Raw genomic sequence first — 21,870 nt, 5'->3', positions numbered from 1 at the left:
CGACCTGATTTTAAAGTTGTTAGCGATAATGAATGTTTTCCAGCAACACTGATGGAAGGTGATCTTTTAGCCATAAGGCTAGGGTTTGGAACGGCGGCACAAATTGGGTGCGGTGCCACCACGGCGACTGGGGCAACACCGACAAACCGGCCAGGATGACGATGATAGTTGCCCACAGGCCGCCGCGCAATAGGCCTAAGCAGAGGCCACCGAAGCGGTGCAGTAGCTTAGGTGGCGTACTTTTTAATACGTTGCCTAATAAGAGCCGGATGATTGCCGCTATGAATACGGTGAGTGCGTATAGGGCAATAAAAGCCGCCGCCAGTTTGGCGGCGGGGTCTTTGAAGGCGGGGGGGAATAAATAGGCCAAATCATGGCTAAACCCTAAGCCGACCAGCAGGGCCAGGCAGGCGGCCACTAAGGAGAAGGCCTGTTGGTTATAGCCTTTGAGTGTGCCGATGACAGAAGCAACGGAGACCACTCCGGCGATAGCATAATCTAACCAGATCATTGTTATGCCTATCAGGTAGCGGGGGCTTTACTCGCCGACCAGCATACTGCCGATGTTTTGTTGCTGGAGCTTGCTACGCATGGTTTCTGCCCGCTTTTTGTCGAGTTCGGGGCCGACCCGCAGCCGATACATCGTGCCTTTGCTGGTTTGGATGGTGTCCAGTTGGACGGGCATACCTTGTTTGCGGATGGTATCGGAGAGCGCCAAAGCGTTTTCCCTTTTGCTGAAAGTGCCCGCTTGCAGATAGTAGCGGCCCAAGCTGCCGGTGGCCTTGGCAGGCTTAGGGGGCGGAGGCGGGGCTTTCGGCTGGGTTTTGGCAGGCGTGGCTTTGGGTGGCTCATGCGCTGGCGGTTTTGGCGTTTCTTTTACCGTGTAGGGTTTTTTGCCCGGTTTTTTGACTTCGCTGACATCACCCGTGTCCAAGCGGACTACAGGGGCGGCAGCGGCGGGCGGCTGGTCAATTGGGCTGTCTTCAGGCAGCGCCGAGTCGTTTTGCATTGCGCCTTCACCGGGCAGTTCGGGGTCGTTAGGATCGCCTGCCAGTTCACCTTCTTCCATCGGCGGCGGCATGTTTTCGGTGTCGGAAAGGCCGCTATTGCTGTCGGTTTTATCAGGGGTTTCGGTGGTTTCATCAGGTAAAGGGGCGATATCGTCAGCATTGCGCGGCAATTTGCTGGCGCTGTCGTCCATAGTGATGGCGGGCTCTTCGGGAATGGTCAGTTCGCTGACCATCTGGCCGCTATTGTCGACGGGGTCTTCAAATAGCATGGGAATGAAAATAGCAGCCAGAGCCGTCAGGACGATGGCCCCGATGATCCGTTGGGTTAATTCTTGATTCATGTTGTCAACTCACTTTTCTCAAATTCATGCAAACAATCAGACACCAAAAAGAACGAGCCAAAAACCAACAGCACATCATCTGGATGGGCTTGGCTTTTTGCCGCGTCAAACGCATCCTTAAATCCGCTAAAGCCAAAGGATACCTTGCTAACCGGACTTTGTAAAAAAATCTCGCGCATGGCGGTTTCGGTAATAGCCCGGTGGTTGGCCAAGGGCGCGAAATACCAATCATGGACGACAGGGTGCATAATGTCCAAGACGCTGGCAATGTCTTTGTCTTTCATCATGGCGAAAACGGCGTGTATTATCCGGCCAGGATAATACTGCTTGAGATAAGCGACCAAGGTTTTCACGGCTTCGGGATTGTGTCCGACATCAAGGATAACCGTCATGTCAGCCGGAAGCTGTTGGAAACGCCCCGCTAAGCGGACGTTTGCCAGGCCTGAGCGGATGGCATCGGCACCGACGGGCAGACGTTCGGACAGCAACTGCGTCGCCAAAATGGCGGCGGAAGCATTGCGGTATTGGTGTTCGCCTTTCAGAGCCGGTTCAGGCAAGCCGTCAAGCTGGCGGCCTTCGGCAGACCATGTCCAGCCTTGCTGCTGTTGGCTGTAGTGGAACTGCTGGTTGAGACAATAGAGCCGGGCTTGCTGTGCTTGGGCGGTGGCAATGACCGAGGCGGGCGGTTCCAGGTCGCTGACGATGGCGGGGGTGGCGGGGCGGAATATACCTGCCTTTTCACGCCCTATCGCTTCACGGGTGTCACCTAACCAATACACATGGTCTATACCGATGCTGGTAACGATGGCGGCATCAGGATCGACAATATTGACGGCATCTAGCCGTCCGCCTAGACCCACTTCCAACAGTTGGATATCAAGGTCGGAACGCCAAAAAATATCCAAGGCCGCTAGGGTGCCAAATTCAAAATAACTTAACGAATGCCCGGCGCGGACGGCTTCTATGCGCGTGAACGCCGCGCAGATCAGCTCGTCGCTGACCGGTTCGCCATTGATTTTGATGCGCTCATTATACCTGAGGATGTGCGGCGAGGTATACGCGCCGACACGGTAGCCTTGGGCTTTGTAGAAAGCCTCCAGATATGCCACGCACGAACCTTTGCCATTGGTACCGGCAACGGTAATGGTCAAAGGTTTTAGGCGCTGAGGGTTAAGCGCGTCATAAACGGCGGCGACGCGCTCTAAGCCTAAATCGATTGCTAAGGGATGTAAGCCTTCTTGCCAACGCAACCAGCCGGGTAGTGAATCAAAATGCATTATCAAAATAAGCTTACGTTGCTATGCCCTGCTTAAACAGGGACGACAACAGCCGGAGCGTCAACGGGGCTGGCGGTTTCTTCAAGGGCGGCGGTGCGCCGGGTGTGTTGGCTTGCGGTCAGGATGGCAAGGATACTGGCGATTTTGTCGCGCATGTCGCGGCGGTCGATAATCATATCAATCGCCCCGTGTTCTTGTAAAAATTCGCTGCGTTGGAAGCCTTCGGGCAATTTTTCCCGCACGGTCTGCTCAATGACCCTGGGGCCGGCAAAGCCGATCAGGGCATTGGGTTCGGCGACATTAATGTCGCCGAGCATCGCTAAGCTCGCCGATACGCCGCCCATGGTCGGGTCGGTCATGATCGAAATATAGGGGATGCCCCGTTCAGACAAGCGGGTCAGGGCGGCGCTGGTTTTGGTCATTTGGAATAAGGAGAACAACGATTCTTGCATCCGTGCGCCGCCGCTGGAGGTAAAGGCGACAAACGGAATGCCCAATTCGACACTTTTGTTAATGCCGCGCACAAAGCGTTCGCCGACCACCGAACCCATAGAACCGCCCATAAAGCTAAACTCGAAGGCAGCAACCACCACATCTTGGCCTTGGAGTTGGCCTTTCATGACGACCAGCGCATCAGTTTCTTTGGTTTGTTTTTGGGCGATGACTAGGCGTTCTTTATATTTTTTGGTGTCTTTAAATTTTAGCGGGTCCAGCGGTTTGACGTTTTTGCCGATTTCTTCACGCGTACCTTCGTCTAAAAATAGGTTCAGCCGCGCCCTGGCGGAAATGCGCATATGATGGTCGCATTTCGGACAGACGCTGTAGTTTTTTTCCAGTTCCGAGTTATAGAGAATGGCGTTACAGTTGGCACATTTGCTCCACAATCCTTCGGGTACGGTGGTTTTCTTTGCGGACGCATCCGTTTTGATAAAAGCTGGGCGTAATTTTTCTAACCAACTCATTTTTTAGGCTCCGTTATTGTCCATAGCGTGGCGCATGGCGGCCAACAATTCAATAATTTCTTTTTTCGCTTGTTCGGGGCTGTCAAGGTTCGCCTCAATTTTGCTGATTAAGGCGCTGCCCACTACTACGCCGTCGCCTAATGCGGCAATTGTTTTAGCGGTGTCTGCATCTTTGACACCAAAACCGATAGCGACCGGCAAGCGGGTGTTGGCGCGTAATTGTTCCAATTTTGTCTTAACGTCGGCGGTGTTCAAATGTCCCGCGCCTGTTACACCTTTTAGGGATACATAATACAGGTATCCGCTGCCGACTGCGTCCATTTTTTGGATACGCTCGGAACTGCTGTTCGGGGCGAGCAGGAAGATAGGGTCTATGTCCCGCGCTTTCAGCAATGCGGCGCATTCTTCGCCTTCTTCGGGCGGCAAATCGACGGTTAAGATGCCGTCCACTTCGGCACGTTGGGCGGCATTGGCAAACGCTTCATAGCCCATCGCTTCAATGGGGTTAAGATAGCCCATCAGCACAATCGGGGTATGGCGGTTGCTGCGGCGGAACTCCATCGCCATTGCTAAGGTACGGCGTAAGCTCATTTTATGGGCTAAAGCACGTTCGCTGGCGCGTTGGATGACCGGGCCGTCGGCCATAGGATCAGAGAAGGGTATGCCCAATTCAATCACGTCTACCCCGGCTTCGACCATTGCGTGCATCATCGGCACGGTAAATTCGGGATACGGGTCGCCTGCGGTAATGAAAGGGATCAGGGCTTTACGGCCTGTTTGGGCCAGTGCTTCAAAAGTTGCGGCTAATCGGCTCACAGTTCTATTCCTTCACGTCTTGCCATAGTTTGCATGTCTTTGTCGCCACGCCCTGACAGGTTGACGATAATCGTTTGGTCGGGGCGCAAGGTTGGCGCCAGTTTCATGGTGTAAGCCATAGCATGGCTGGATTCCAGCGCAGGGATAATGCCTTCCATGCGGGTCAGGGCATAAAAGCCACCCAAGGCTTCGTTATCGGTGATGCTGACGTAATTTGCCCGCCCGGTATCTTTTAGCCACGCATGTTCGGGGCCGACACCCGGATAATCTAAGCCGGCGGAAATGGAATGGGTTTCGATAATTTCCCCATCATCATCAGACATCAAGTAGGTGCGGTTGCCGTGCAGGACACCTGGGCGGCCTGCGGATAGCGGCGCGGAATGCCGTCCGGTTTCGATACCGTCTCCGGCGGCTTCGACCCCGTACAGAGCGACGCTGGCATCGTCAATAAACGGATAGAACAGGCCGATGGCGTTGGAGCCGCCGCCGACACAGGCGACTAAAGCATCGGGCAGGCCGCCTGTTGCCGCTAGGCATTGGGCTTTGGCTTCGCGGCCAATAATGGCCTGAAAATCCCTGACCATGGCAGGGTAGGGGTGGGGGCCTGCTACCGTACCGATAATATAGAAGGTGTTGTCGACATTAGTGACCCAATCGCGCAAGGCTTCGTTCAATGCGTCTTTCAGGGTTTTGGAGCCGGATTCGACGGCGACTACGGTCGCGCCCAGCAGTTTCATGCGGTAGACGTTTAGCGATTGCCGCGCGACATCGACCGCGCCCATGTAAACCACGCATTCCAGACCTAAACGGGCGGCGACGGTGGCGGTGGCGACACCGTGTTGGCCTGCGCCCGTTTCGGCGATAATACGGGTTTTGCCCATGCGTTTGGCAAGCAAGGCTTGGCCGACGGTATTGTTGATTTTATGCGAGCCGGTATGGTTGAGGTCTTCGCGCTTCAAATAAATTTGCGCCCCGCCCAATTCGCGGCTCCAACGTTCGGCATGGTATAAGGGCGAAGGCCGTCCGACATAATATTGTAAGTCTTTATCCAGTTCGGCGATAAAGTCAGGGTCGCCCAAATACTGTTGGTAAGCGGCGTTCAATTCCTGAATCGGCGGCATGAGGGTTTCAGCTACGAACATACCGCCGTAAGGGCCGAAGTGTCCGCGTGCATCGGGCATGGTGTATTTATCTGTCATATTATTATTGTATCCCCTTGGTTAACTTCCTTTAAAAACGCACGCATTTTTTGCGCATCTTTAATACCTTTATCGGCTTCCACGCCGCTGCTGACATCCAGCGCATAAGGCCGTACCGCCTGTATTGCCTGTATCGCGTTGCCCGGTTCCAACCCACCCGCCAAAATAATCGGCAAGGCGCAATGCGGCGGGATCAGCTCCCAATCAAAGGTGCTGCCAGTACCGCCTTTAGCGTTGGGGTGGTAGGCATCCAGCAATAGCCCGGCGGCATCGTGATAGGCCCGCGCCAGTTGGCCGACATCGGTGCCGGCCTGCATCCGTACCGCTTTAATGTAGCGCTTGTTATAGAGCCGGCATTGTGCGGGTGTCTCATCGCCATGAAATTGCAGGCAGTCGATGGGGACTTGTGCTAACACGTCGTGTATTTGCTCAGCGTGGGCATCGACAAACAACGCCACCACCGAAGTGAAAGCGGGTAGGGCAGCGACGATTGCCTGCGCTTGGGCTATCCCGACATGGCGCGGGCTGGGCGGATAAAACACAAGGCCAATAGCATCAACACCTGCTTGGGCGGCAACCACCGCATCCTCGACACGGGTAAAACCGCAAATTTTAACGCGAGTTCGCATAAAGTGATATGGGAATTTAGAAAATTTATGACAATAAAAGCGTTATCTAGCGCTTAACAAGGTTTTAAAGGCTATTAAGCGGGCTGGGATAACGTTTCGGGAGGCTATTGTGGGTGTTCATCATGCCCATGCCCATCTTCATGATGGTCTTGGTCTTGCCCCGCATGGTCATGATGATGCGCCGTTGCCGTTTCGGTGACCGGGACGGCGGCGACGGCCACACCGTAGTGGTAGACCATCAGGCCACCCAAGTCCGCACCCAAGGCCAACAGCAAACACAATACCCCGGAGGCAAATAAAAATAAGCCGTTGGCCGCGCCGCGTAAGGCGACTCCCGCTTGGTTACGCCAAATGGAGAGGATGCTGGCTAAGGCTAAGACCCAGACGCCAAAATGTTCATGGCGTTCCATAATGGCGTGGACGTTATCGCCGTGCGGTACGGAGTCGGCGGCGATAAAGCCCGCCATGACCGTAAATCCCGCCGCCACTGTGCCTAAGTATAAAAACCAAGTTGCGGCCATGCGCCAGGTAGGTTTTTTTGCCAGGGTCGCTATGCTGTCAATCATAAAAAAAGCCACCAGAAAGGCAATGGGGAAATGCACTAACATCGGATGGATGTTCGCCATTGCCGATAATCCCGGTAACAAGGTCGTAAACATACCGCTTGGGCTTTGGGCGGTAAGCCCTTCAATAAAGCCCAGCAAGCTGACCAGGCCATCCGCCAAGCCGCCGCTATCACCATGATCCGCGCCGCCGTGGACTTGGAAAGATAAAAAATTATACATAGCTGTTGGAAAGTGAAAAAAGTGTCGCTAAAAAGCACAATCTACCTGATATTGGGGGAATTGCAATATGATAAGGCTTTGGCGGGTGCAAATGCCGTACCGTACTGGCTGCGGCAGCAGTGAAAAAAACGCCGCTAGCGTTGTGCTGTTTCCGCCCAGACTAACCTTAAAATAATTATGGAATTTTTTGGGAATTTGCTAAGAAAGCTGATAGCATTCCAATCCTTCTTCAACACGTCTGACAGGCCCGGCCATGAAAACTGATGACATTACCGCTGTAAAAAACTACTTACTTGATTTGCAAGATAAAATTTGTTCGGCACTGGAGAGCCAAGAGCCTGAGACCCGGTTTGTCGAAGAGCTGTGGGAACGTGCCGAAGGCGGTGGCGGTAGGACGCGGGTGCTGGCGGGCGGTGAGGTGTTTGAGCAGGGCGGGGTCAATTTTTCTGCCGTGTCGGGGATTAGCCTGCCGCCTTCGGCAACCGCTAAGCGTCCTGAATTGGCAAACCGCCATTTTCATGCCATGGGCGTGTCCTTAGTAATCCACCCCAGAAACCCTTATGTACCGACATCGCACGCCAATGTCCGGTTTTTAATTGCCGAGCAACCGGGCGAGCCGACCATTTGGTGGTTTGGCGGCGGTTTTGATTTAACGCCGTTTTATCCGTTTCATGACGATGTCATTTATTGGCATCAAACAGCCCAAAAAGCCTGCGCCCCTTTTGGTGACGACGTGTACAGCACTTACAAAAAATGGTGCGACGAGTATTTCTTCCTGACCCACCGCCAAGAGACCCGTGGCGTGGGCGGGCTGTTTTTTGACGACCTGAACGAAGGGGGCTTTGAACAATGTTTTGCCTTTATGCAAAGTGTCGGTAACCATTATATTGAGGCTTATTTGCCGATTGTGCAAAAACGTAAGGATACCCCTTACGGCGAGCGTGAACGCGAGTTCCAACTGTATCGCCGGGGCCGTTATGTCGAGTTTAACTTGGTTTATGACCGGGGTACGCTGTTTGGCCTGCAATCGAATGGCCGCACCGAATCTATTTTAATGTCCATGCCGCCCGTGGCGCATTGGCGGTACAATTGGCACCCAGAAGCAGGTACGCCCGAAGCGGCGCTGTATGAGCAGTATTTAAAGCCGCAAAATTGGTTGGGCATTTAGGTCGCCGATGTTGCTGTTAACCATGCAGTTTTTGCTGGGTTTGCTATATGCCAATGCGGGAGAATGGCTGATGCACAAGTATATCCTGCATGGCTTAGGGGCTAAACCTACCAGTTTTTGGGCTTACCATTTACATGAGCATCATGCGGTCTGCGCCCGGTGCGCTATGGTTGACCCCGGCTATCGGGCGATCAGGCTATCGGTTTGGAATACCCAAACTAAAGAGCTGGCCGTTTTGCTGGGCCTGGTGCTGTTGCATCTGCCGTTATTGTTGCTGCTACCGGCAATGGCTTGGGGCCTTTATCTGTCGCTGGCGCTGTATTATTACAAACACCGCCGGGGGCATCTGGATCCTGACTGGGCGCGGCGGCATCTGCGTTGGCATTACGACCATCACCTTTGCCAGCAAGCCGCCTGTAGCGGCAATTGGTGCGTGACGTGGCCGTGGTGTGATTATTTGCTCGGCACCCGTATTAACATGCCGTAATCGGCAGGTGTTGCGCATAAAACTTACTGGGTCAGCAAACGGTGCCGCCACGCATACGCCGTTGCTTGAGTGCGGTCTGTTAAATAAAGCTTGGAAAGGATGTTGCTGACGTGGGACTTTACGGTTTTTTCACCAATACCAGCTTCTCGGCAATCAAAACATTGGCAAGTCCTTGGGCAAGCAACAACAGAACCTGCATCTCCCGGTCACTGAGTTCTTCATGAAGGGCGCGATCAAGGTGACGGCGCGACATAGCGGTCATTAACAGGGTTGCAATGCGCGGACTTAAAGTGCTTTCGCCCCGTGCGGCAGCGCGGATTGCCGCGACCAATTCATCAGGGTCGGTATCTTTCAGTAGATAGGACAGCGCCCCGGCCTGCGTGGCCTCTATGTAATTGTAATAGTTGTTCCTTGGCCTACAGCAGTTTCGATTAAAAACAGGCCAACGGGAAGTGAAGCTGTACGCTCGCGCATGGAAAGGATACCCGTTCCAGCGGTGGGAAGGTTTTGATTAAAACCTACGCCATCATCTTTTACCAGCAATTCGAAAACAGCGTGTTCCGGCCTAAACAAGCAAAGGCAAATAAAAGCAGTTCTATTTTCTAATCTAATTTACTCCCGCTTCTTCTTGTGTTTTGGGGATAAGCCCGGCATGAACGGCTATGGCACTTAATTTAATAGCAGTGACGCATTTAACTATTAGACAATATCCAAATTAACGTCCAAACTAAGCACGTCTCTGTGTGCAACGGAGCGTGTATACCCGTGTTTTTCAAAATGCGGCAGCAGGCTGTCGAATTTGGCCTCATTCAATCCGGTGCAATGCCTGAATACGGCGGGTTGGGTTTTCTACCAGCATATAGGGCCAAAATTTTAATGCCTTATTTGCACCTGTCCTCAAAACACAATATGAGCCTATTTTTTAAGGATAAAAAGACACTAAAACCCATATAGGGCCTTATAATACTGGGCGGCAGTTGTCAAAATGGTAGTGTGAAAAATCAGTGCCATTTATGCGGCTCCTGATAGCAACCAAGCACAGGCGTTAATCTTTACAACGCCTAAGATAAAGGAACCCCTTCACAATGGCTAGCGAACAATTCATTTTTTTTGGGGTGCAGTTACTTGGCGCCTTAGCAGTATCCTTCTTTGCCTATCAATCCTTCCAAAAACGCCGGATCCAATTGGGCTCTGAACCGACATTGCCCGAATACTTTATCCGCAGGAGCACTTACTGGCTAGGGATTGCTTCGTATTGCACATTAATGGCGGCCCTTTTCGGTTTGCTCACTTGGCGGTGGTTGCCTTTAGAGCCGCTTGTCACGCTTATCGTGAATAATTTCCGTTCCCAAGGGCTACTGAATCTCCTGAATGGCTTGGACGGAAATACCCTCATACCTTTGGTTGCCGCCGGACTATTTCTTTTTCTTGTGGATTGGGAAAGTAAGCTCAATCCCTTGCTTAATTTGCGGGACGGCATCCATGATGCTTTTGCTATACCGACAAAAGCGGTGGAGGTTTATAACGCTCTCATTGCAGCGCGCTTGTCTGCGGTCGATGATAGCCTCAAGGCACAAATCGGCAAGCGCTTGCTGGTGGCGAGCATCGATTCGGGCGATTTCGAAAAATCCAGCACCACCGTTGAGTATAAATGGGCGCACAATTGCCTACTTTTTGAGCAAATACAAAGCTATGTCATCCAACAGTCTTTTCGGCGCTTATTCGCCGAGCCGTCATTGCAATGGGGGGAAATTTGTATCTCCTTCAATGCGATGTCGGAAAAAGTGGTCATCTGGAAAGAAGCGGAGCCCCACTATACCAAGACGCTTAAGCTGATAAAGGAACTGGACCACCTTACCGGCTTGCTCTGCCGCTTGCTCGCCGCCTTGGTCGTATTCGGGAGCGCCAGCGAAAATGAGCTATGGGCAACCGTAAAACAGCTCGGCGGCAATGTCCACGAAACCCGCCTGCAACACGCGTATAAATATATCCTGATTTTTATGGCGGCGACGACCCTTGGGGTCATATTGGGACGGGAGATTTCGGTTGCGCTACACAACGCCTTCCTATTTCCTGACCAACCGCTGGCGCACTTTGATTACACGACATTGCGCTGGGTCGCTTACGCCATTTTGATGTATGTCCTCCCGATAACCTTTACTTTTATCCTACGCAGGTTTGCCTTCAGGCACCAACAGGTGCAAGCTGACTTAAACTATGGGTTCTATCTGGCAATGATGATCATGGGCTTTATGGTCAGCACGACGGCATCAACGCTTATTCTTGAGTTAACGTACTATAAAGATAATTTCAATTTTCTGGCAAGCTTTATAGATCACATGCGCTGGGGAATTTTGCCCGCGCTCATCTGTGGTTTTGTGGCCTATCGGATGGACACGCCGGTGGACGAATCGGAAACCTTAAGCAAGCTTATTTTAACCGCTATATTGCGTTTTTTTGTTTGGGGATTAATCGCCGTCATTATCATGCTGTATGCAACCGACGATTTGACCCTCCAAGAAACTAACCTGCGCTTTACTTTGGTCGGCACAGCATTCTTCGTTCTCGGCTTCTTAGGGGCCTCTGTCCGTTTCAAAACAGCAAAGCCAGATACTAAATGATACTATTGCCGTGTGGATAGAGTGCCTGTATTGACAGGCCGATAACGACTCACTAGACTACCAGCCAAACTCATTTAGCATAAACTGCCTACTCTATGGAAATAACGCCTGACATTATTGGCTACATTGCCGCCGTACTGACCACCAGTTCATTCTTGCCGCAAGCCATTTTGACCATTAAGACGCGTGACACCGATTCGCTGTCCATGGGCATGTACAGCCTGTTTACTGCCGGGGTGTTTTGTTGGTTAATCTATGGCCTTTATATCGCCGACAAGGCTATTGTGCTGGCTAATATTGTCACGTTCATACTGGCGGCAACTATCCTGTCGTTTAAGGTGTATAACCACTTTTTAAAAAAATAATTTGGCTTAGCTTTTGGGTGTTTGCCCCTATCCTCCATCGCCCCCTAATAACAATGCCGCCAGACCCATAACGCAAACGTCTCCATGCCTAGCGGTTGCGTGCCCCTATATCCATCCCTTGTTAACGGGTTAACAGACAAATCCCGCCGGGCTCAGCTAAAGTGTGCCTTGGCGGGGTTCGGCAACCCGTGCCGGACCATTCATTTTTAAACAGAACAGAGAGTCAGTATGAGCAACAAAGTAACATTAACCCGATTTATTATAGAGCAGCAACGCGAGTGGCCCGATGCGTCCGGCACTTTTACCTTGCTGCTGAATAATATCGTCACCGCTTGCAAGCAAATCGCCCATAAAGTCAGTAGAGGCCAGTTGATTGGGGTGTTAGGCAGTGCCGGTTCGGAAAATGTCCAGGGTGAGGTGCAGAAGAAGCTGGATATTATCACGCATGATATTATGGTTAACCAGTTGATTTGGACGGGGCATCTGGCGGGTATGGCTTCCGAGGAGATAGATGATGTCATTACTATCCCGGCGCATTACACTAAGGGCAAGTATCTGGTCATGTTCGATCCTTTGGACGGCTCGTCCAATATTGATGTCAATTTGGCGGTCGGGACGATTTTTTCGGTATTGCGTTGCCGTGAAGGCATTGAGCCGACTTTGGATGATTTCTTGGCGAAAGGCGCCGAGCAGGTTTGTGCGGGATTTGTCTTGTATGGTCCGTCTACCATGCTGATTTTAACGACCGGACAAGGTGTGAACGGCTTTACGCTCGACCAGGATATTGGCGAATTTATGCTGACCCACCCTAATATGCGTATCCCCGAAGAAACAGGCGAGTTTGCGATTAATATGTCTAACCATCGGTTCTGGGAAGCCCCAGTCCAGCGTTATATTGACGAATGTCTGCAAGGTAAGGAAGGGGTGCGCGGTAAAGATTTTAATATGCGCTGGGTCGCCTCGTTTGTCGCCGATGTCTACCGTATCCTGAACCGTGGCGGGGTGTTTTTATATCCTTTGGATAACCGTGACCCGACCAAACCCGCCAAACTGCGGATTATGTACGAAGCCAATCCTATGGCGTTCATTATCGAACAGGCGGGCGGGATGTGTACGACAGGTTATGAACGGGTGTTGGACATTAAACCGTCTGGCGTACACCAGCGGGTGCCGGTCATTTTAGGCTCAAAAAACGAAGTGGAGCGGATTATCCGTTATCATCAGGACGCTTAACAGATTTCAAGCAAGCCGTTATTTTGACGGCGTTCCTGGCCTAGCTTAGGCAAAAAAAGCTAAAACCCTCATATAGCCAACTATATGAGGGTTTTTTATGTGGAGGCTTATTGGTTTTGCTGGCTGATAGCCTCCCGCTGTCTTACCGCTCCCGCTTCCAGGGCTTGCTCGACCATTCTGGCCTTCGTGAGGTTTTCTACATGGTCGCCTTTGACGGCTTTCTTCAATGGGGGCAGGTCATCATCTTCGATAAGATCACAGCCCGCGATACTGAATACGGCGAGTAAGAAGAGTATTTTAAGGATGAGGTTCATGGTCTGCTCCGGTCTGTAAAAAAATCATGCGGTAAGCGTTAACGCTTACGGCAGTTGCGTCATTTCTGCCGACTTATTGTAATCGACACCGACACTGACAATAAAGCTGGTGGCTTCTTCAATATTCATCGCCGATTTGACGATTTTTGCTTGGTGGACAATAACGGTAAATCCTGACGTGGGGTTCGGTGAAGTGGGGATAAACAGCACATATCTGTCTTCATGGTGGTTAGTGACATAGGCGGGCACCCAAATGCCGGGGCTAGGATATTCGACATACACCACTTCTTTGCCGACCGTCTGGTCGTGCGAGGAAAACATATTGATGAGTTTACCGATGACCCGGTAGACCGTGTTCAGGAACGGGATTTTGGCAATAATCCGGTCAAAAATGGTGATGACCCAAGGACGGCCTTTTTTGACGATTTTTTGCCCGATGGATACCACAATGGTAAAGCTGACGACGAAAAACAACGCGGTGTAGACATAGCTGTCGGCGTAATCATAAACGATGCTAAATAAGTCGGAGACTATTTTTTCGATAAAAATGATGATCTGTAAAATCACCACGATAGGGATGATCGCCAAGATGCCGATTAAAAAATAGTTTAACAGGGTTTTGGTGTAGTTTTGCATGGTGCGTCTCTGGAAAAATATCCGTTAGGGTGGACGGTGCGCCCCGCAATGGACAGCGGGACGGTTTTATAATTGTTATTGCCATCATCCAGATGGGTTTTCTTCAGGCGGTTAGGGGTTTGGGCACTGCCGAAAACGCAGCCCCGCCTAGCCAATTATAAGCCAATTTCCTACAGTTAGCGGCTTATCGTCCATAAATACCGTTATTTGACCCAAGCACAAGCATCTGATGAATATAACAATCGGGCGTTTTCGCTGTAACTAATACGCTAGAGGGTATATAATCGGGGGCTTTGATTGAACCATTTACCACTTTCACACCGGAAAAACACATGCTCGGTAAGCTAGTTAAACTTGTTGTAGGGAGCCGTAACGACAGGCTAATAAATAAAAAGAAAAAGCTGGTCAAAAAGATCAATGCTTTAGATTCGGACTATGAAAAGCTGTCGGATACCGAACTCACCGCCAAAACCCAAGAATTCCGCGACCGTTTGGCAACAGGCGAGACCTTGGATAACCTCATTCCTGAAGCGTTTGCAGCCGTCCGCGAAGCCTCCAAACGGGTGTTCGGTATGCGCCATTTTGATGTGCAATTGATCGGCGGCATGGTCTTGAACGACGGCAGGATTGCCGAAATGAAGACCGGCGAAGGTAAAACCCTTATGGCTACGCTTGCCGCCTATCTGAACGCCTTACCTGGGCGGGGTGTCCATGTTGTGACCGTCAACGATTACCTGGCCAAGCGCGATGCCGAAAACATGGGCAAGCTGTACGCTTTTCTGGGCTTGACCACGGGTGTGATTTTGGGGCAAATGGATCAGGTAAGCCGCCGCAAAGCGTATGCTTGCGACATTACTTACGGGACTAACAACGAATTCGGTTTTGATTATCTGCGCGATAATATGGCCTTTAACTTGGACCAAAAAGTCCAGCGTGATCTGTATTTCGGCATTGTTGACGAAGTCGACTCCATTCTGATTGACGAAGCCAGAACGCCGTTGATTATCTCCGGCCCTACCGAAGACAGCACCGAAATCTACATCAAAGCTAACGATATTATCCCGTACCTGAAAGCACAGGAAAAAGATAGCCCGCACGGCGACTACACGGTGGATGAAAAAACCCGGCAAATCCATTTGACCGAGCAAGGCCATGAGCGTATCGAAGAGTTGATGGTCGAACACGGCCTGATGATCGGCGGTACCAGCCTGTACGATGCCACCAATATCCGCCTTATGCACTACCTGAACGCCTCGTTGCGGGCGCATATCCTGTTTAAGCGTGATGTCGATTATATTGTCGCCAACGACGAAGTGGTTATTGTTGACGAATTTACTGGCCGAGTTATGCCAGGACGGCGTTGGTCGGAAGGTTTGCATCAGGCGATTGAAGCGAAAGAGCGTGTCACCATCCAAAATGAAAACCAAACGCTCGCCTCCATCACGTTCCAAAATTATTTCCGGCTGTATGAAAAACTGTCGGGCATGACCGGCACCGCCGACACCGAAGCCTTCGAGCTGAATAAAATTTATGGTTTGGAAGTGGTGGTTATCCCTACCCATCGCCCAATGATACGCCGCGACTTGGGCGACGTGATCTTTTTGACCGCTGAGGAAAAATACCGGGCGGTTGCCGATGACATTAAGGAATGCGTCAGCCGGGGCCAGCCTGTTTTGGTCGGCACCACGTCTATCGAAAACTCCGAACTGCTGTCGTCGCTGTTGATACAGCAAGGCATTAAGCATGAAGTGCTGAACGCCAAACAACATGAGCGGGAAGCGCATATCATTGAGCAGGCCGGGCAACCCTTTGCGGTCACTATCGCCACCAATATGGCCGGGCGCGGTACCGATATTGTTTTGGGGGGTAATCTTGAGGCGGAATTGAAAGCCTTAGGCCCTGAGGCCAGCGAAGCGCAAAAAGCCGCCGTCCGGGCCGCTTGGGAAGAGCGCCATAATGCGGTCATCGCCAGCGGTGGCCTGCATGTGGTCGGGTCTGAGCGCCATGAATCGCGGCGTATCGATAACCAGTTACGCGGGCGGTCAGGCCGTCAGGGCGATCCGGGTTCGACCCGCTTTTATCTGTCGCTGCAAGACGATCTGATGCGTATTTTTGCCTCGGAACGGGTGGCCGGGCTGATGCAGAAACTGGGTATGGGCAACGGCGAAGCCATTGAACATCCTTGGGTGACGCGCTCGATTGAAAACGCCCAGCGCAAGGTCGAAGGCCGTAACTTTGATATCCGCAAAGAAATTTTGGCTTATGATGACGTTGCCAATGACCAACGTAAGGTCATTTACGCGCAGCGTAACGAAATTATGGCGGCGACGGAAATTTCCGACATCATCACCGCCATCCGCGAAGATGTCGTCAACCATGCCATTTCCGAGTATATCCTGCCCAAAACCATGGCGGAACAGTGGCTGGTTGAAGACTTGGAAACTCACATCCAGCAAGAGTTTGATGTCCAGATCCCGATCCGAAAAATGCTGGATGACGACCATTCTTTGCAGGAAACGTCTTTGCGCAAGAAAATTGTCGAAATACTGGAACAAAACCACCAGGACAAGGCGCAGAATATTGGCTTGGATATTATGCAGCATATTGAAAAAACCATCATGTTGCAGGTGTTGGACAGCAATTGGAAAGAACATTTGGCGGCGATGGACTATTTGCGCCAAGGCATCCATTTTAGGGGTTATGCGCAAAAAGACCCTAAACAGGAGTATAAGCGCGAAGCCTTTGAAATGTTTAACAGCCTGCTTGAACATATTAAGCACGAGGTGGTCACTATCTTGTTTAAGATTCAGCTAAGGCAAGACCGTGATGTTGAAGTGCTTGACGAGCAGATGCAGTATGTCCCTAAGACCATGCAATTTGAACATGCTCAAGTCCCGATGTTTGATGGCGATGATGCCGCCGCGCAATGGGAAATGGATGAGAATAACGGCGAGCAGTTGCTGGCCGGCATTGACCCTAGCATAGGCCGTAACGATCCTTGCCCTTGCGGGTCTGGGCAAAAATATAAGCAATGCCATGGCAAGATCAGCTAAGTAGACCAGCAGGCGTGGGTTTTGGTGTAAACCAAGCCCCCTGAGCTGTTATTGAAAGCCGTAAACGCGAATTCAGCGTTTACGGCTTTTTTATGGAGTTCAGATTGGGGGGGGGCGACGTTGACCGGATATTTTGACAGCCCTGCTAAGCGGCTCCATACGCTTAATTAAACTGTGTTATTTAACGCAGTTTTATGTGTCATATCCCTATTTTTTTTATTGGGGCTTGTAAATCAAGGTATGGATAAGGGGCGTTGCCAAAAAAGTGTGTGATATGCCACATTTTTTCAGCTTCCAGTTTAGATTTATGCTGTCCATCAATGGGTTTTAGCCAACGCATTACCACTTTATTTTTATGGGCATACCCTACCGAAAGCGAGCTTTTTATTATTATATCATTTGTTTTCAATTTGTTATGTTATTTGCGATAATCAATTTTCTGTTGGCATACATAGTGCTTTATTGTAATTGTGAATAAAAAATGCGTCGCCGCCTTTCTTATTTGCTTTTCTAATATACTAATAAATGTCCGCAGGAGGACTTGATGAAAAAACATGATTTGGCAAAACAACTGGCTCTAGTATCGGCAACGGCTTTAGTTGCTATGGCTGCACAAAGCGTATCGGCACATACGGGTATCCGTGATGTCGTCCAAGAAGGCCTGGTGTCTTACAATGCCGTCAATATTAGCCACGGTTGCGCCACCAATGCCGTAGCTGAAGGCACTCCGACTACCCGCCTTGATATTATCGGTGCTTCAGCGCTGTTTCCAAACTCACCCGATCCGACTATGGCGGTCATTACCCAATTAGACCCTACAACAGGTGCGGTTCTTGCCACGGTTGACCCTTCGGTTGGTTTGTCAAATGACATCGTCGGTTCTGTTGCAGGCGTGGGCTTCACTAACTTAGGTTTGGGTCTGGTTCAGCCTAACCTGTTCCCTAATTTTATTGCTAAAATTGGTACAAACGCTGCCGGTACTGTCATTAACAGAGGTTTTGCCAGCCACAACGGCCCAAAACCTTATGCCTCCGCACCTATTTATCAATCAGTCACCAGTTCCAGTTCTTTGGCACCATTCAGAGTCGGGCCGATTGCTTTTAAACCGACTTCTTGCGCCATCAGCCTGAAAGTGCGGGTGGCAACGGCTAACTGGTGTTTAAACGGCAAAGGCAATAACGCCGACCCTGCCAGAGCCGATATTTGGATTGGCCACATGACCACCAAATTCAATGATTCATTCGTGATGCCTTATAACCAAGCCGATATGACTGCCGGTAAATTCTACTGGCCGACTATGACTATTGCGCGTAATTTGACTACTAACCCGCTGCCAGCAGGTTGCGGTGCCGGTTATAACTTAGCCATCGAGCCTGCGGATGCGGATATTGATGCTAACCTGCCAATTCCATTTGGCCCTGCACCAACTGGCGCACCTAAAGTATTCTGGCCTTCTACTAATTAATTCTCAGCATAAGCTCACGCCGACCCTAGCTTAGGTTTTCCGGTGTGTTGTCCGAGCCTTCGGGCAGTAAATTATTCGTTCAGGCAGAGGGTGCAACGCCGTCGACAAGCTGGAAGGGCGAATTTTTTTCTAAAAACTGCTATAGTGTAAGGATTTTAACCACGGGTTTTCGGGCCCGTGGTTTTTTATTTTCAAGGGCGGTAGGCATTCATAAGTTTATGAATAAAATAATAGCAATCTGCGGCGGCTTATTGGCTTCTTCGCTAGTTTCGGCGAATGATAACGCCATTAATTTTCATGTCAGCCAAGCTATGCCCCCGCACTTTGAACTGGCGGTCGCGCACAAGCCTCTGACCGAGGTGCTTAAGGCGATTGCCGACACAACGGGCATCGTCATCCATATTGCCGATGAGCCGCAAAATTCTGTGACCGCAACGTGTAACGTTGCCGATGCGAAACAACTTTTTGACTGTCTGCTGGAAGCGAAAGCCGACTTGGTTTTCCGTTACGGACAGGTAGGCCCTGTGGCTAAACGCGCCCAAGTGCTTGAAGAAGTCTGGGTGGTTAGGACGTATGGCGATACCGATAGCCATGATGGTATACAGATATTGCCGCCAGTGGCTGAACAAAAACCAGACAGTAGCCCGATGATGCAAATGTTGGCGGCGATAGATACTGGCAAACTGCTTACCCAAGCACAGGCTAATGACCCTGAAAGCCGTGCCAATGCTATTGCCACGCTGGCCGTACAGCCAGCGAAAAATGATCCGGCTATCCGCAAAACCGTGGCGGCCGCCTTAGCCGACCAATCTGCTGAAGTCAGGGCGCAAGCGGTGTTCGCTTTGGCTAAATACGATGATGCCGAAGCGGCGGACGGGCTGGCGACGGCCTTACAGGACAGTGACGTTTCAGTACGTTTGATGGTGGTCGATAGTGCCGATAATCATCAGGCTTTATTACAACAAGCACTAGATGATAGTGATGAGGCGGTACGCGCTGCGGCGGCAAGTAAGTTAGAAACCTTAGCTTCCCAATAAAATGCCCGTGTATCTGATGAGACAATTAACCCACGAGGAAACATAATGAAAAAAACCACGCTGTTGTTAGCTGCTGTGGCAGCATTTACCGCCTTAGGGCAGGCCAAAATGGCAAGCGCCCATGATATTGCCGGTTCTTTAGGCTCAGCCGCCACGGCGGTCGATTACTATCAGGTACATTGTTACGATGATGGCAGCGGCCCTACCGCCCATCTCTATGTGGCTGTCATAAACAAATCCACCAACACCCCTAAGGTCAGCGTCCAAGCGATCCGTGATAATACCGCGACCAATACTACTGATGCGGTTAATGGTAATGCCACTTATAGTCCGGGCATTTATCAACCGGGTACGGATGGCTTTTTTTATCTGTCCGTAGATAAAACGGGGGCAGGCGTGGCGAATTACTCGTTGCAGTATCATTGCCAAACCAGTGACCAGCAACATAACGGCACTGATATTTTTCAGCTCATTAACCAGTAACGCCAGTTAAGCACGAGGATATTTTATGAACACAAGCATCTTAACAAAGACCTTGGCAAGCAGCCTGTTGTTAGGCTTTTGTCTGTACACTCCCGCATCATTTGCTGTTAACTTAAACGGTGCGCTGGGCAGTGCCGCCGGAGCGATAGATTTTTATCGTGTCACTTGCGCAAGCAATACTAACGGGGTTACGGATAATCTGAAAGTGACGGTGCGTAATTTAGCCCCAGTCACCTCACCGCTGATGAGCGTCCAGGTCATTAAAGGTATTTTGGCGAAAAACACCACCGATGCGGTAAATGCCGATACCACCCTCAGTCCGGCGGCAATTGTCAAAGGCGGCAATGGCGTATACGATGTCAGGGTTAATAAAGCCGGGGCAGGTGCAGAAAACTACGCACTGACCTATGCCTGCTTAAATAGTGCGGGCAAAGCGACAGGTGTCGCCATTGCTACGGCGCAAAACCAGTGATCACTTAGATGAAATTAAAGGATTTTTATGAGAAATAAGATAGAAAAAACATTTTTTAATACTTTGTTGCTATGTGCTTTTTTCGCTCAAACCAATTTAACTATGGCCGCAAGTTTAAATGGAGCGTTAGGGAATGCAAGTAGCGCAACGGATTATTATCGGATTACCTGTGGCACAAACTCTTTTGGAGATACTTATAAGCTTAATGTTGCGCTTGCTGACGTGGCTCCTGTAGCGGCACCAATTATAAGTATTCAGGTTATTAAAGGTGCCTTAGGTAAAAATACCTATGATACTAATGATGGTGACACTGTTTATAGCTCTGCTGCCATTGTGCAAGGCGGAAACGGTATTTATCAGGTAATAATAGATAAAACATCTGCTGGTGTAGAAAATTATACATTAAAATATAATTGTCAAAATAGTGCGGGTGCAACTACGGATACATCTATCGTTACGGTGCAGAACCAATAGCGCTTATCCATATCTTTAATATAGCTAATTTAAAAATTTTATGAAAAAAATATCTTTAAAGAATGCTTTGGTTATAACGCCATTTTTGGCTTTTATAGGACAAGCGAATGTAGCCTTTGGTCATCAAATAAGTGGTGCTTCATTAGGCGTTGCTACAGCAATAGATTACTATTTAGTTTTTTGTCATGACGATGGAAGTGATATTACGGATCATTTTGATGCCGCTGTAAAGGGAGTTTCTACGGCAGGAACGCCAATAATTAGTATCCAAGTTTCTAAGAATAATGCAATATTTAATGCTACTGATTCTGTTAACGGTGATGCTATTTATAGTCCATGGGCGAGGGTTAAAGGAGGGTCTGGTGATTATCTTATGGCTGTTAATAAAATAGGCTCAGCTTCTGTAGCGTATGAAGTGCAATTTTACTGCTATACAGTTAATAATCGTGTTTTAAGTGCCGATTATATATATATAATAAATCAGTAAATTGAATGATAATTATGCAGTCCTGCAAAATAATAATAACAAATGAATAAGCGTATTAAAGCCCTGCTGTGTTGTTTAGTGTTCACAAGCCTTTTTGGACAAGAGGCTATTGCTGCCGGGCAGGGCGACACTTCTCCAGATTGCCAACTCGGCGCGTTTGCCGACCATAATCCCCTGTCTTTAAAGCAATGGCGGGGGCAGGTGTTGTATGTGGATTTTTGGGCTTCTTGGTGTGGGCCGTGCGCCAAGTCGTTCCCGTTTTTGAATAGCCTGAACAGCGAATTAAAAAGCCAAGGTTTGCAGATTGTTGGGGTTAACTTGGATGAAACCCCCGCTGATGCCCAAGGTTTTCTGGCTAAATATCCCGCCAATTTTACCATTGCCGCCGACCCCCAGGGGCTGTGCGCCCCGCTATTTTCTGTGCAAGCCATGCCGTCGTCTTATTTGATTGACCGCAAAGGTGTTATCCGGCATATTCATCTGGGCTTTAAGGCGGGCGAAGCCGAAGAACTAAAACAGTTGGTTATTAAATTGCTCGCCGAGCATTAATGGGGCT

General features: G+C 50.1%; 24 protein-coding genes and 1 pseudogene. 13 read left to right on the top strand and 12 right to left on the bottom strand.

All coding sequences use genetic code 11. The features are described from left to right. Positions 1 to 19: 19 nt before the first annotated feature. The 8 genes from CEK71_RS08935 to CEK71_RS08900 form a co-directional block, all read right to left on the bottom strand. Positions 20 to 511 carry a CvpA family protein gene (locus CEK71_RS08935; protein WP_088619071.1) on the bottom strand — a complete coding sequence of 164 codons (492 nt, stop codon included), beginning with the start codon at positions 509 to 511 and terminating at the stop codon, positions 20 to 22. Positions 512 to 538: 27 nt separating this feature from the next. Further along, positions 539 to 1,351, bottom strand: coding sequence for an SPOR domain-containing protein (locus CEK71_RS08930; protein ID WP_088619070.1), 813 nt, complete (start codon positions 1,349 to 1,351; stop codon positions 539 to 541). Then, positions 1,348 to 2,631 (bottom strand): bifunctional tetrahydrofolate synthase/dihydrofolate synthase, encoded by a 1,284-nt coding sequence (folC, locus tag CEK71_RS08925; protein ID WP_198328578.1) that lies wholly within the window; start codon positions 2,629 to 2,631, stop codon positions 1,348 to 1,350. Before folC ends, CEK71_RS08930 begins: the two co-directional genes overlap by 4 nt. A 29-nt stretch (positions 2,632 to 2,660) precedes the next feature. Beyond that, on the bottom strand, positions 2,661 to 3,590 hold the full coding sequence (gene accD / locus CEK71_RS08920) for an acetyl-CoA carboxylase, carboxyltransferase subunit beta (RefSeq protein ID WP_088619068.1): 930 nt from the start codon (positions 3,588 to 3,590) through the stop codon (positions 2,661 to 2,663). Positions 3,591 to 3,593: 3 nt separating this feature from the next. Next, positions 3,594 to 4,406 carry a tryptophan synthase subunit alpha gene (gene trpA / locus CEK71_RS08915; protein ID WP_088619067.1) on the bottom strand — a complete coding sequence of 271 codons (813 nt, stop codon included), beginning with the start codon at positions 4,404 to 4,406 and terminating at the stop codon, positions 3,594 to 3,596. After that, entirely contained in the window at positions 4,403 to 5,605 is a 1,203-nt protein-coding gene (gene trpB / locus CEK71_RS08910; protein ID WP_088619066.1) for a tryptophan synthase subunit beta, read from the bottom strand. Before trpB ends, trpA begins: the two co-directional genes overlap by 4 nt. Next, positions 5,602 to 6,234, bottom strand: a complete 633-nt coding sequence (locus tag CEK71_RS08905) for a phosphoribosylanthranilate isomerase (RefSeq protein WP_088619065.1) — start codon at positions 6,232 to 6,234, stop codon at positions 5,602 to 5,604. The genes trpB and CEK71_RS08905 overlap by 4 nt, the downstream gene beginning before the upstream one ends. A 104-nt stretch (positions 6,235 to 6,338) precedes the next feature. Beyond that, positions 6,339 to 7,019: a DUF2231 domain-containing protein gene (locus tag CEK71_RS08900; RefSeq protein ID WP_088619064.1), complete on the bottom strand. Its 681-nt coding sequence runs from the start codon at positions 7,017 to 7,019 to the stop codon at positions 6,339 to 6,341. Positions 7,020 to 7,272: 253 nt separating this feature from the next. Here CEK71_RS08900 and hemF point away from each other — a divergent pair, with 253 nt between their 5' ends. Continuing rightward, entirely contained in the window at positions 7,273 to 8,187 is a 915-nt protein-coding gene (gene hemF / locus CEK71_RS08895; protein WP_088619063.1) for an oxygen-dependent coproporphyrinogen oxidase, read from the top strand. 7 nt (positions 8,188 to 8,194) lie between these two features. After that, positions 8,195 to 8,674, top strand: coding sequence for a sterol desaturase family protein (locus tag CEK71_RS08890; RefSeq protein WP_088619062.1), 480 nt, complete (start codon positions 8,195 to 8,197; stop codon positions 8,672 to 8,674). A gap of 23 nt (positions 8,675 to 8,697) precedes the next feature. On the opposite strand, the pseudogene CEK71_RS24135 reads toward CEK71_RS08890, so the two are convergent. Continuing rightward, a pseudogene (locus CEK71_RS24135) lies at positions 8,698 to 8,873 on the bottom strand (response regulator transcription factor). Between the two features lie 886 nt (positions 8,874 to 9,759). Here CEK71_RS24135 and CEK71_RS08875 point away from each other — a divergent pair. The 3 genes from CEK71_RS08875 (at position 9,760) to CEK71_RS08865 (ending at position 12,893) form a co-directional block, all read left to right on the top strand. Next, positions 9,760 to 11,295 carry a hypothetical protein gene (locus CEK71_RS08875; protein ID WP_088619060.1) on the top strand — a complete coding sequence of 512 codons (1,536 nt, stop codon included), beginning with the start codon at positions 9,760 to 9,762 and terminating at the stop codon, positions 11,293 to 11,295. A 95-nt stretch (positions 11,296 to 11,390) separates the two neighbouring features. Next, positions 11,391 to 11,660 (top strand): SemiSWEET transporter, encoded by a 270-nt coding sequence (locus CEK71_RS08870; RefSeq protein WP_088619059.1) that lies wholly within the window; start codon positions 11,391 to 11,393, stop codon positions 11,658 to 11,660. A gap of 228 nt (positions 11,661 to 11,888) precedes the next feature. Continuing rightward, positions 11,889 to 12,893 (top strand): class 1 fructose-bisphosphatase, encoded by a 1,005-nt coding sequence (locus tag CEK71_RS08865; RefSeq protein WP_088619058.1) that lies wholly within the window; start codon positions 11,889 to 11,891, stop codon positions 12,891 to 12,893. A 107-nt stretch (positions 12,894 to 13,000) separates the two neighbouring features. On the opposite strand, the gene CEK71_RS08860 is transcribed toward CEK71_RS08865, so the two are convergent. Both CEK71_RS08860 and CEK71_RS08855 read right to left on the bottom strand, forming a co-directional pair. Next, a complete protein-coding gene (locus tag CEK71_RS08860) occupies positions 13,001 to 13,207 on the bottom strand; it encodes a hypothetical protein (protein ID WP_088619057.1) in 207 nt (68 codons plus the stop codon). A 45-nt stretch (positions 13,208 to 13,252) separates the two neighbouring features. Further along, positions 13,253 to 13,843, bottom strand: a complete 591-nt coding sequence (locus CEK71_RS08855; RefSeq protein ID WP_088619056.1) for a DUF502 domain-containing protein — start codon at positions 13,841 to 13,843, stop codon at positions 13,253 to 13,255. Between the two features lie 332 nt (positions 13,844 to 14,175). Here CEK71_RS08855 and secA point away from each other — a divergent pair, with 332 nt between their 5' ends. Next, positions 14,176 to 16,896, top strand: coding sequence for a preprotein translocase subunit SecA (secA, locus tag CEK71_RS08850; protein WP_088619055.1), 2,721 nt, complete (start codon positions 14,176 to 14,178; stop codon positions 16,894 to 16,896). Between the two features lie 199 nt (positions 16,897 to 17,095). Here the strand turns inward: secA and CEK71_RS22495 are convergent, their stop codons facing one another. Continuing rightward, the gene (locus CEK71_RS22495; RefSeq protein WP_157679082.1) at positions 17,096 to 17,305 is read right to left on the bottom strand and encodes a hypothetical protein; all 210 of its coding nucleotides are present in this window, start codon (positions 17,303 to 17,305) and stop codon (positions 17,096 to 17,098) included. A gap of 135 nt (positions 17,306 to 17,440) precedes the next feature. Between CEK71_RS22495 and CEK71_RS08845 the strand changes: the two genes are divergently transcribed. The 7 genes from CEK71_RS08845 (at position 17,441) to CEK71_RS08815 (ending at position 21,863) form a co-directional block, all read left to right on the top strand. Next, complete coding sequence (locus tag CEK71_RS08845) at positions 17,441 to 18,361, top strand: hypothetical protein (protein ID WP_088619054.1); 921 nt, start codon at positions 17,441 to 17,443, stop codon at positions 18,359 to 18,361. A gap of 218 nt (positions 18,362 to 18,579) precedes the next feature. Beyond that, the gene (locus CEK71_RS08840) at positions 18,580 to 19,398 is read left to right on the top strand and encodes a HEAT repeat domain-containing protein (RefSeq protein WP_088619053.1); all 819 of its coding nucleotides are present in this window, start codon (positions 18,580 to 18,582) and stop codon (positions 19,396 to 19,398) included. 45 nt (positions 19,399 to 19,443) lie between these two features. Continuing rightward, a complete protein-coding gene (locus tag CEK71_RS08835; protein ID WP_088619052.1) occupies positions 19,444 to 19,881 on the top strand; it encodes a hypothetical protein in 438 nt (145 codons plus the stop codon). A gap of 25 nt (positions 19,882 to 19,906) precedes the next feature. Continuing rightward, positions 19,907 to 20,353: a hypothetical protein gene (locus CEK71_RS08830; RefSeq protein WP_088619051.1), complete on the top strand. Its 447-nt coding sequence runs from the start codon at positions 19,907 to 19,909 to the stop codon at positions 20,351 to 20,353. Positions 20,354 to 20,380: 27 nt separating this feature from the next. Further along, positions 20,381 to 20,827, top strand: coding sequence for a hypothetical protein (locus CEK71_RS08825; RefSeq protein ID WP_088619050.1), 447 nt, complete (start codon positions 20,381 to 20,383; stop codon positions 20,825 to 20,827). A 40-nt stretch (positions 20,828 to 20,867) separates the two neighbouring features. Next, positions 20,868 to 21,314, top strand: a complete 447-nt coding sequence (locus CEK71_RS08820) for a hypothetical protein (RefSeq protein WP_088619049.1) — start codon at positions 20,868 to 20,870, stop codon at positions 21,312 to 21,314. A gap of 42 nt (positions 21,315 to 21,356) precedes the next feature. Further along, positions 21,357 to 21,863, top strand: coding sequence for a TlpA disulfide reductase family protein (locus CEK71_RS08815; protein ID WP_088619048.1), 507 nt, complete (start codon positions 21,357 to 21,359; stop codon positions 21,861 to 21,863). Positions 21,864 to 21,870: the final 7 nt, after the last annotated feature.

Origin of the sequence: Methylovulum psychrotolerans (assembly GCF_002209385.1) — a bacterium.
GTDB classification, from domain to species: domain Bacteria; phylum Pseudomonadota; class Gammaproteobacteria; order Methylococcales; family Methylomonadaceae; genus Methylovulum; species Methylovulum psychrotolerans.
This window is presented reverse-complemented; position numbering and strand designations above follow the sequence as displayed.

Excerpts from the sequence above, each read along its gene's own strand:
- CEK71_RS08935 (WP_088619071.1), bottom strand. The coding sequence starts at position 511 with ATGATCTGGTTAGATTATGCTATCGCCGGAGTGGTCTCCGTTGCTTCT.
- CEK71_RS08930 (WP_088619070.1), bottom strand. The coding sequence starts at position 1,351 with ATGAATCAAGAATTAACCCAACGGATCATCGGGGCCATCGTCCTGACG.
- accD (WP_088619068.1), bottom strand. The coding sequence starts at position 3,590 with ATGAGTTGGTTAGAAAAATTACGCCCAGCTTTTATCAAAACGGATGCG.
- trpB (WP_088619066.1), bottom strand. The coding sequence starts at position 5,605 with ATGACAGATAAATACACCATGCCCGATGCACGCGGACACTTCGGCCCT.
- CEK71_RS08905 (WP_088619065.1), bottom strand. The coding sequence starts at position 6,234 with ATGCGAACTCGCGTTAAAATTTGCGGTTTTACCCGTGTCGAGGATGCG.
- CEK71_RS08900 (WP_088619064.1), bottom strand. The coding sequence starts at position 7,019 with ATGTATAATTTTTTATCTTTCCAAGTCCACGGCGGCGCGGATCATGGT.
- hemF (WP_088619063.1), top strand. The coding sequence starts at position 7,273 with ATGAAAACTGATGACATTACCGCTGTAAAAAACTACTTACTTGATTTG.
- CEK71_RS08890 (WP_088619062.1), top strand. The coding sequence starts at position 8,195 with ATGTTGCTGTTAACCATGCAGTTTTTGCTGGGTTTGCTATATGCCAAT.
- CEK71_RS08875 (WP_088619060.1), top strand. The coding sequence starts at position 9,760 with ATGGCTAGCGAACAATTCATTTTTTTTGGGGTGCAGTTACTTGGCGCC.
- CEK71_RS08870 (WP_088619059.1), top strand. The coding sequence starts at position 11,391 with ATGGAAATAACGCCTGACATTATTGGCTACATTGCCGCCGTACTGACC.
- CEK71_RS08865 (WP_088619058.1), top strand. The coding sequence starts at position 11,889 with ATGAGCAACAAAGTAACATTAACCCGATTTATTATAGAGCAGCAACGC.
- CEK71_RS08860 (WP_088619057.1), bottom strand. The coding sequence starts at position 13,207 with ATGAACCTCATCCTTAAAATACTCTTCTTACTCGCCGTATTCAGTATC.
- CEK71_RS08855 (WP_088619056.1), bottom strand. The coding sequence starts at position 13,843 with ATGCAAAACTACACCAAAACCCTGTTAAACTATTTTTTAATCGGCATC.
- secA (WP_088619055.1), top strand. The coding sequence starts at position 14,176 with ATGCTCGGTAAGCTAGTTAAACTTGTTGTAGGGAGCCGTAACGACAGG.
- CEK71_RS08845 (WP_088619054.1), top strand. The coding sequence starts at position 17,441 with ATGAAAAAACATGATTTGGCAAAACAACTGGCTCTAGTATCGGCAACG.
- CEK71_RS08840 (WP_088619053.1), top strand. The coding sequence starts at position 18,580 with ATGAATAAAATAATAGCAATCTGCGGCGGCTTATTGGCTTCTTCGCTA.
- CEK71_RS08835 (WP_088619052.1), top strand. The coding sequence starts at position 19,444 with ATGAAAAAAACCACGCTGTTGTTAGCTGCTGTGGCAGCATTTACCGCC.
- CEK71_RS08830 (WP_088619051.1), top strand. The coding sequence starts at position 19,907 with ATGAACACAAGCATCTTAACAAAGACCTTGGCAAGCAGCCTGTTGTTA.
- CEK71_RS08825 (WP_088619050.1), top strand. The coding sequence starts at position 20,381 with ATGAGAAATAAGATAGAAAAAACATTTTTTAATACTTTGTTGCTATGT.
- CEK71_RS08820 (WP_088619049.1), top strand. The coding sequence starts at position 20,868 with ATGAAAAAAATATCTTTAAAGAATGCTTTGGTTATAACGCCATTTTTG.
- CEK71_RS08815 (WP_088619048.1), top strand. The coding sequence starts at position 21,357 with ATGAATAAGCGTATTAAAGCCCTGCTGTGTTGTTTAGTGTTCACAAGC.